The 6519-nt window shown below is 63.2% G+C and carries 5 protein-coding genes; 1 reads left to right on the forward strand and 4 read right to left on the reverse strand.

From position 1 onward, the window contains the following. Positions 1 to 102: 102 nt before the first annotated feature. Positions 103 to 1635: a D-alanyl-D-alanine carboxypeptidase family protein gene (locus tag BKY26_RS04655; protein WP_071689239.1), complete on the forward strand. Its 1533-nt coding sequence runs from the start codon at positions 103 to 105 to the stop codon at positions 1633 to 1635. Between the two features lie 74 nt (positions 1636 to 1709). Here the strand turns inward: BKY26_RS04655 and ccoS are convergent, their stop codons facing one another. Genes ccoS through ccoG form a run of 4 tightly spaced genes read right to left on the reverse strand, consistent with a single transcriptional unit; the run spans position 1710 to position 5995 of the window. Further along, complete coding sequence (gene ccoS / locus BKY26_RS04660) at positions 1710 to 1868, reverse strand: cbb3-type cytochrome oxidase assembly protein CcoS (protein ID WP_071689240.1); 159 nt, start codon at positions 1866 to 1868, stop codon at positions 1710 to 1712. 18 nt (positions 1869 to 1886) lie between these two features. Then, positions 1887 to 4073 (reverse strand): heavy metal translocating P-type ATPase, encoded by a 2187-nt coding sequence (locus BKY26_RS04665; RefSeq protein ID WP_071689241.1) that lies wholly within the window; start codon positions 4071 to 4073, stop codon positions 1887 to 1889. Between the two features lie 7 nt (positions 4074 to 4080). Continuing rightward, positions 4081 to 4566, reverse strand: coding sequence for a FixH family protein (locus tag BKY26_RS04670; RefSeq protein WP_071689242.1), 486 nt, complete (start codon positions 4564 to 4566; stop codon positions 4081 to 4083). 1 nt (position 4567) lies between these two features. Beyond that, positions 4568 to 5995: a cytochrome c oxidase accessory protein CcoG gene (gene ccoG / locus BKY26_RS04675; RefSeq protein ID WP_071689243.1), complete on the reverse strand. Its 1428-nt coding sequence runs from the start codon at positions 5993 to 5995 to the stop codon at positions 4568 to 4570. Between the last annotated feature and the right edge of the window lie 524 nt (positions 5996 to 6519).

Here is a 6519-nt window from a genome sequence, read left to right on the forward strand (position 1 = left end):
CCTCAAATGAAATCACGGTTAATGATGGATTCTTGTGAAATTATCCCCTAGTCTCGTCCCAAAGCCGCAACAGACGGCAACAGAGGCAGACAGAGCAGTTTCGTGATCCGAAGAACGCTCCTTTCGACCCTGACGGGTCTTGTTGTGCTACTTGGCACGATCCTGGCCGCGGTGTCCCCGGCGCAGGCAGCTCCCTACGCCGCCATGGTCATCGACGCGCGCACTGGTGAAGTCCTTCATTCGAGGAACGCCGACACGCGGCTGCACCCGGCCTCGCTGACCAAGATGATGACGCTCTACATCGCGTTCGAGGCGATCCGGCTTGGCGAGATCACCCTTGATACGCAGGTGCGCATTTCCCGCAACGCGGCGGCAGAGCCGCCCTCTCGCCTAGGATTGCAGGCAGGCAGCACGATCCGCCTGCGCTACCTGATCCGGGCCGCTGCGGTGCGATCCGCCAATGATGCGGCCACCGCGATCGGTGAGGCGATCTCCGGCTCGGAGGCGGCCTTTGCCCGGCGAATGAACCGGACCGCCGAAGCGCTCGGCATGACTCGCACGACCTTCCGCAATGCGCATGGGCTGACCGAAGACGGCCACCTGTCCACGGCCCGCGACATGACCACGATGGGGCGGCGGCTGTTCTTCGATTATCCGCAGTATTACAACCTGTTCTCGCGCCGCACGGCGGATGCCGGGATTGCCACCGTGCGCAACACCAATCGCCGCTTTCTGGACGCCTATCGCGGGGCGGACGGGATCAAGACGGGTTACACGCGCGCGGCGGGCTACAATCTCGTGGCATCGGCCGAGCGGGGCAATGTCCGCATCATCGCGACGGTGTTCGGCGGCAGGTCCACAGCCAGCCGGAATGAACGGATCATGGAGCTGCTGGACATGGGATTTGCCCGCGCTCCGGCGAATGCCACGATCCGACGACCGGAACTCCCGTCCTATGGTCCGGGGGATGGCCGGGCCGGGCATACGATCCGGCCGAATGGCCTGGTGACAAGCAGCCTGAGGCCGCTGCCCCGTCCGCTGCCGTTAGCGGAGCCCGAAGAGATTCCTGAGGTTTCGCCAGACCTGATCGCTGCTGTCGAAGACGCGGTAGAAGACGCATTGGCCGAGCCACCGCAACAAGACTTGAGCGAGATCCCCATACCCGAACCACGCCCGGAAGAGATTGATGACGAGGGCACCGAGGCCCTGGCCGAGGCCGAGGCGCTGGAGACGGGGACAGAGATCGAACAAGGGAGCGATGACTCGCTGCTGGCAAGCGTGACGCCTGTCCAGCGCCCGGAAATCGTAGTCTACGACTCGACCGAAATCGAACTTGCAGTTATCGACCCCGACCCGGAACCGCCCGTGCAGGAGATCGTCACACGGGCCTCGTCGAGCGGAAGCAGACTTTACGGTGTGTCACTCGGGCGCTACCCGTCGCGCTTTGCCGCCGAACAGCTGCTGCTGCGGACCGCGCTGGCGGAACTGGGCACCTTTGACGAGGCATTGCGCAACGTCGTGCAACGCACCGGCGGCTTCGAGGCGCAATTCGCGGGCATGGGGCAAGAGCAGGCAGAGCGGGCCTGCGCACGGCTGATGTCGCGGAACATCACCTGCACGACCTACGGACCCTGAGATTCCTTTGCCATGTGGCGCTGGAAGGATCTTGCAAGATCCTTTGAAGGTTTTTGCAAAAACCTTCCCCGCGCCTAGCCTTTCGGGTGGTCGTCGTAGTCGCCGCTGAGAATGCGGTTGGCGTCGCCTTCGGGGTCGTCGAACTGCCCCCGCTTCAACAGCCAGAAAAACCCGACCAGCCCAAGCGCACCCAGGAACAGGGACACGGGGATCAATATCACGAGAACATCCATCGGCGGCCTTCTTTCGGATCAGCGCAGGCGCAGCGCATTGAGCGACACGGTAATCGAGCTTGTCGACATCGCCAAGGCCGCCATCAGAGGGGTAGCGAACCCGGCAATGGCGAAGGGCACAGCGATGATGTTGTAGACCGTGGCGATCGAGAAGTTCTCGCGGATGCGCGCGCGGGCCTTGACCGAGGTTTCGAACGCATCGGCAATCGGCGCCAGATCCTTGCCAAGCAGAACCATATCAGAGGCCACACGGGCCGCATCCAGGGCCGAGGCGGGCGAAATCGAGACATGCGCCGCGGTCAGGGCCGCCGTGTCGTTTAACCCGTCCCCCACCATCAGCACCTTCGCTCCGCCGGAGGCCAGTTCCGCCACGCGGGCGGCTTTCTGATCGGGCAGCGCTTCGGCCATGACCTCGTCGATGCCGATGTCTGCCGCAAAGCGTTCCACCGCGCCTCTGGCGTCGCCTGAAATCAGGATCACGCGCAGACCGTTCGCCCGCAGCCCTTCAACGGCATCTTTCGCACCGGGGCGCATGGAATCCGTGAAGGTGATGGGCACAGGAGGCTCATCCTCGATCTGAAGGAACGTTGCCGTCATATCGGGCGCTTCGGCCCCCACCCATGTGGCGCGGCCAATGCGGACGGTCTTGCCATTCCAGCGGCCCTCGACGCCATAGCCCGGCACTTCACGCACGTCGCTCAGTGTCTCTGGCAAACGGCCCAGGTCACGCAGACCGCGGGCCAGCGCTTCGGCCAGCGGGTGTCCCGAAACCGTTGCAAGAGCCAGGGCCACGCCCTGCGCCTTTGCGGGCAGATCGGACAGTCCCACGGGATGCGGCGCGCCCATGGTCAGGGTGCCGGTCTTGTCGAAGACCACCGTATCGACCTCGGCAAGCCGCTCCATGGCGGTGCCGTCCTTGATCAGCATCCCCTTGCGGAACAGGCGGCCAGAGGCGGCGGTGGTCACCGCAGGCACGGCAAGGCCAAGCGCACAAGGGCAGGTGATGATCAGAACCGCCGCAGCGATGTTCAGCGACACACGCAGGTCGAAGGTGTAGAGATACCAGCCCACGGCCGCGAGGGCCGAGAGGATATGGACGCCGGGCGCATAGAGCTTCGCCGCCTGATCGGCGAGCGAGGTGTAGTTGTTGCGCCCCGATTCCGCGATGGCGACGAGGTCAGCGATGCGGTGCAGCGCGGTGTCTTCGCCTGCCGCCGTCACTTCGACGGTCAGCGGCCCGGTCAGGTTGACCTCGCCTGCCGATACAGCGGTGCCGGGACCCGCGAAGGCGGGCAGGCTTTCCCCGGTCATCAGCGCGCGGTCGATCTCTGACGTGCCGTCGCGCACCACGCCATCCACGGGCACACGGCCACCGGGCTTGACCAGAACGATGTCGCCCACGACGAGTTCCGCGACGCCGATGGTCTCGGTCTCTCCATCTGCCGACAGCCGCAACGCGCGGGGCACTTCCATTGCCGCCAGTTCTTGTGCGGCAGAGCGGGCCGAGGCGCGGGTGCGATAGTCCAGATACCGGCCCGCGAGCAGAAAGAAGGTCAGCGAGATCGCCGCGTCGAAATAGGCATGTTCGCCGGAATGGATAGTTTCATAAAGCGACGTGCCCACGGCCAGCAGGATCGCCAGCGTGATCGGCACATCCATGTTGAGCCGCCCGTTCTTCAGCGCAGACCACGCGTTTACGTAGAAGGGCTTGCCGGTGAACACGATCGCGGGCAGTACGATGAAGGCCGAGATCCAGTGCATCATGTCTCGGGTCACGCCTTCGGCCCCCGACCAGACCGCGACCGACAGAAGCATCACGTTCATCATCGCAAAACCCGCCACGGCCAGCCGCATCAGCAGGTCCTTGCTGGCCCTGTCGGCCTCGGTCGTGGCCAGCACGCCGGGGTCGAGCTCGTGTGCCTCATACCCCACGCGGTCCAGCACCTGCACGAGATCCTCTGCCGTGACGTCTGCTTCGGCCTCGACCATCGCGCGTTTGAGCGTCAGGTTAACCCGAGCGGAATGCACGCCAGGTGCCTTGGCCAGCGCCTTTTCCACCGTCGAGATACAGGCCGCGCAGTGGATGCCCGGCAGCGACAGCATCAGCCGCGCGTCCTGCGGCACCGCCGCCAGCGCCTCTGCCGCCGGGGTGACGGAACAGGCGGGGCAAACGGCGGGGCTTGGATGCTCGAACGTGGCAGTCATGGCAGGCTTATCCCCGCACGGTGAAGGTGATGTTGTGGCGGTAATCGGTGCCGTCGCGGGCGGTGCCGGTCAGGCGCAGACGCCAGCGGCCCTCGGAAACCTCAACCGGTGCGGTAAAGGCCCCGGCGTTGCGGGTCAGTTCCAGCAGTTGATCTTCCTCGCGGTTGGTGGGGCGGGTCAGAAGCGCCTCGAATTCCGCAGGCGCGACCGGCTGGCCGCTGTCATCCACCAGATGCAGGGTCAGCACACCGGACTCGGCATCAACCTCGACCGAAGCATTCCAGCCAAGCGCCTCCTGTGCATCGCGTCGCAGATTGAAATCCTGACTATCCGCGTAGGAAGACGACACCTCCAGCCCCGGAAATGTGCTGACTGCATTGAATGCCATGAACAGGTTCACGCCGATGATGATACCGAATCCGGCAATGAAGATCATCAGAACCTTGCGGCCGGTCAGTTCCCGCCCCCCCGATTGTTGGTCTGCATCGCTCATGTCAGTTCTCCCGTCCGTTGAACACGGTGTCCTCAAAGGTCCGCGTGCCGCTGCTCTGGTCTTCCACCCAAAGGCGGAAATCGGTGCGGTCCAGGCTTGCTGCCGGATCACCCGGGCGTGCTAGGACATAGACCCGCTGCAACTGGGTGGTGTCGGCGGGCACAGTCACGGTCAGGAGGTCGGTGCCCTCCAGTTCCACCCGCAGGATCTCGTCCGAAGTCAGCGAGATGTGGAAGTCCGTTGCATCGTGCTGCATGTTTCTGATCCGCACGTCATATGTGTTGCGGATGGTTCCGTCCGACAGGGTCACGTAGGTCGGATTGCGCACCGGCGAGACGGTGATGTCGATATCGGATCGGATGAACAGCATCACGGTCAGGCCGATGCCGATTGCGGACCACAGCACGGTGTAGATGATCGTGCGCAGGCGGAAGATATGCTGCCAGACCGGTTTCTTGGCATTACCGGCCCGCTCATTCGCCTCGTCCGTCAGGGCCATGTAGTCGATCAGGCCGCGTGGCTTGCCGATCTTGGCCATGATGTCGTCGCAGGCGTCGATACACAGCGCGCAGGTGATGCATTCCAGTTGCTGACCATCGCGGATGTCGATGCCCACAGGGCAGACATTGACGCAGGCCATGCAGTCGATGCAGTCGCCAAGCTGGTCGGCATCCGCGCCCTTGCGGTGCTTGCCGCGCGGTTCGCCCCGCCATTCACGATAGGCGACAGTCAGCGAGTCTTCATCCATCATCGCTGCCTGAATCCGCGGCCAGGGGCACATGTAGATGCAGACCTGTTCGCGCATGAATCCGCCGAACACGAAGGTGGTGAAGGTCAGGATGCCGATTGTGACATAGGCCACGTAGGGTGCCTGCAAGGTGACCAGATCAACCAGCAGGGTCGGCGCGTCGGTGAAGTAGAACACCCAAGCCCCGCCGGTGGCGACGGCAATCAGGAACCAGCTGATATACTTGAACACCCGAAGGCGGATCTTCCTGCCGTCCCACTTGGCTTTCCACAAGCGCAGGCGCGCGTTGCGGTCGCCTTCGATCCAGCGTTCCACGGTATAGAAAAGGTCCGTCCACACGGTTTGCGGGCAGGCATAGCCACACCAGACCCGGCCAAGCGCCGAGGTAAACAGGAACAGGCCAAGACCGGCCATGATCAGAAGGCCCGCGACGAAATAGAATTCATGCGGCCAGATTTCGATCCAGAAGAAGAAGAACCGGCGGTTTGCAAGGTCCAGCAGCACCGCCTGATCGGGCAGCGAGGGGCCACGGTCCCACCGGATCCAGGGCGTCAGGTAATAGATGCCAAGGGTGACGATCATGATGATCCACTTGAGGTTCCGGAAATTGCCACTCACGCGCTTGGGAAAGACAGGTTCACGGGCGGCGTAGAGCTTTTTCGGTTGTTCTGTGGAACTCATGACTGAGTCGTCCCCTTACGTGCGGATTGCCTTGGCTTGTCTGGTGTTTAGGCGCGGGGGCGGTTGTAAACTTTGACGTGGATCAAGAATCGCCGCTGCACTGCAAAAAAGATGAGTTGCCGGAATAGGTTTTGCAGCCTGATGCGACAATATCTCCTCCAGAAGCGAACCAACCGGCCTCGGGGCAAGGTCGGCATATGACCAGGGCAACGGCGTCGGATCTGCGGATGGGTCTGCCCACGCGAGATTGCTGTGACCTCCAAAAAGGAGACTGCGTCATGACAGGTGCCGCGCGGGACAAGGTAGGTGTCGGTTCTGCAGGAAACGCGCGAACAGGACCAGAACCGACACCTTTTCCATCGGCCGGGAGGGGCCTCCGGATCTCTTGTCTTTTGTGGTGTCGGCCCTGCAGGAAACGCGCGAACAGGACCAGGGCCGACACCAGTCCCGCCGGCCGGGAGGGGCCTTTGGGATCTCTTGTCTGTTTTGGTGCCGGCCCTGTAGGAAACGCGCGAACAGGACCA

Source organism: Nioella sediminis (genome assembly GCF_001879695.1).
In the GTDB taxonomy this organism is placed as follows: Bacteria; Pseudomonadota; Alphaproteobacteria; order Rhodobacterales; family Rhodobacteraceae; genus Nioella; species Nioella sediminis.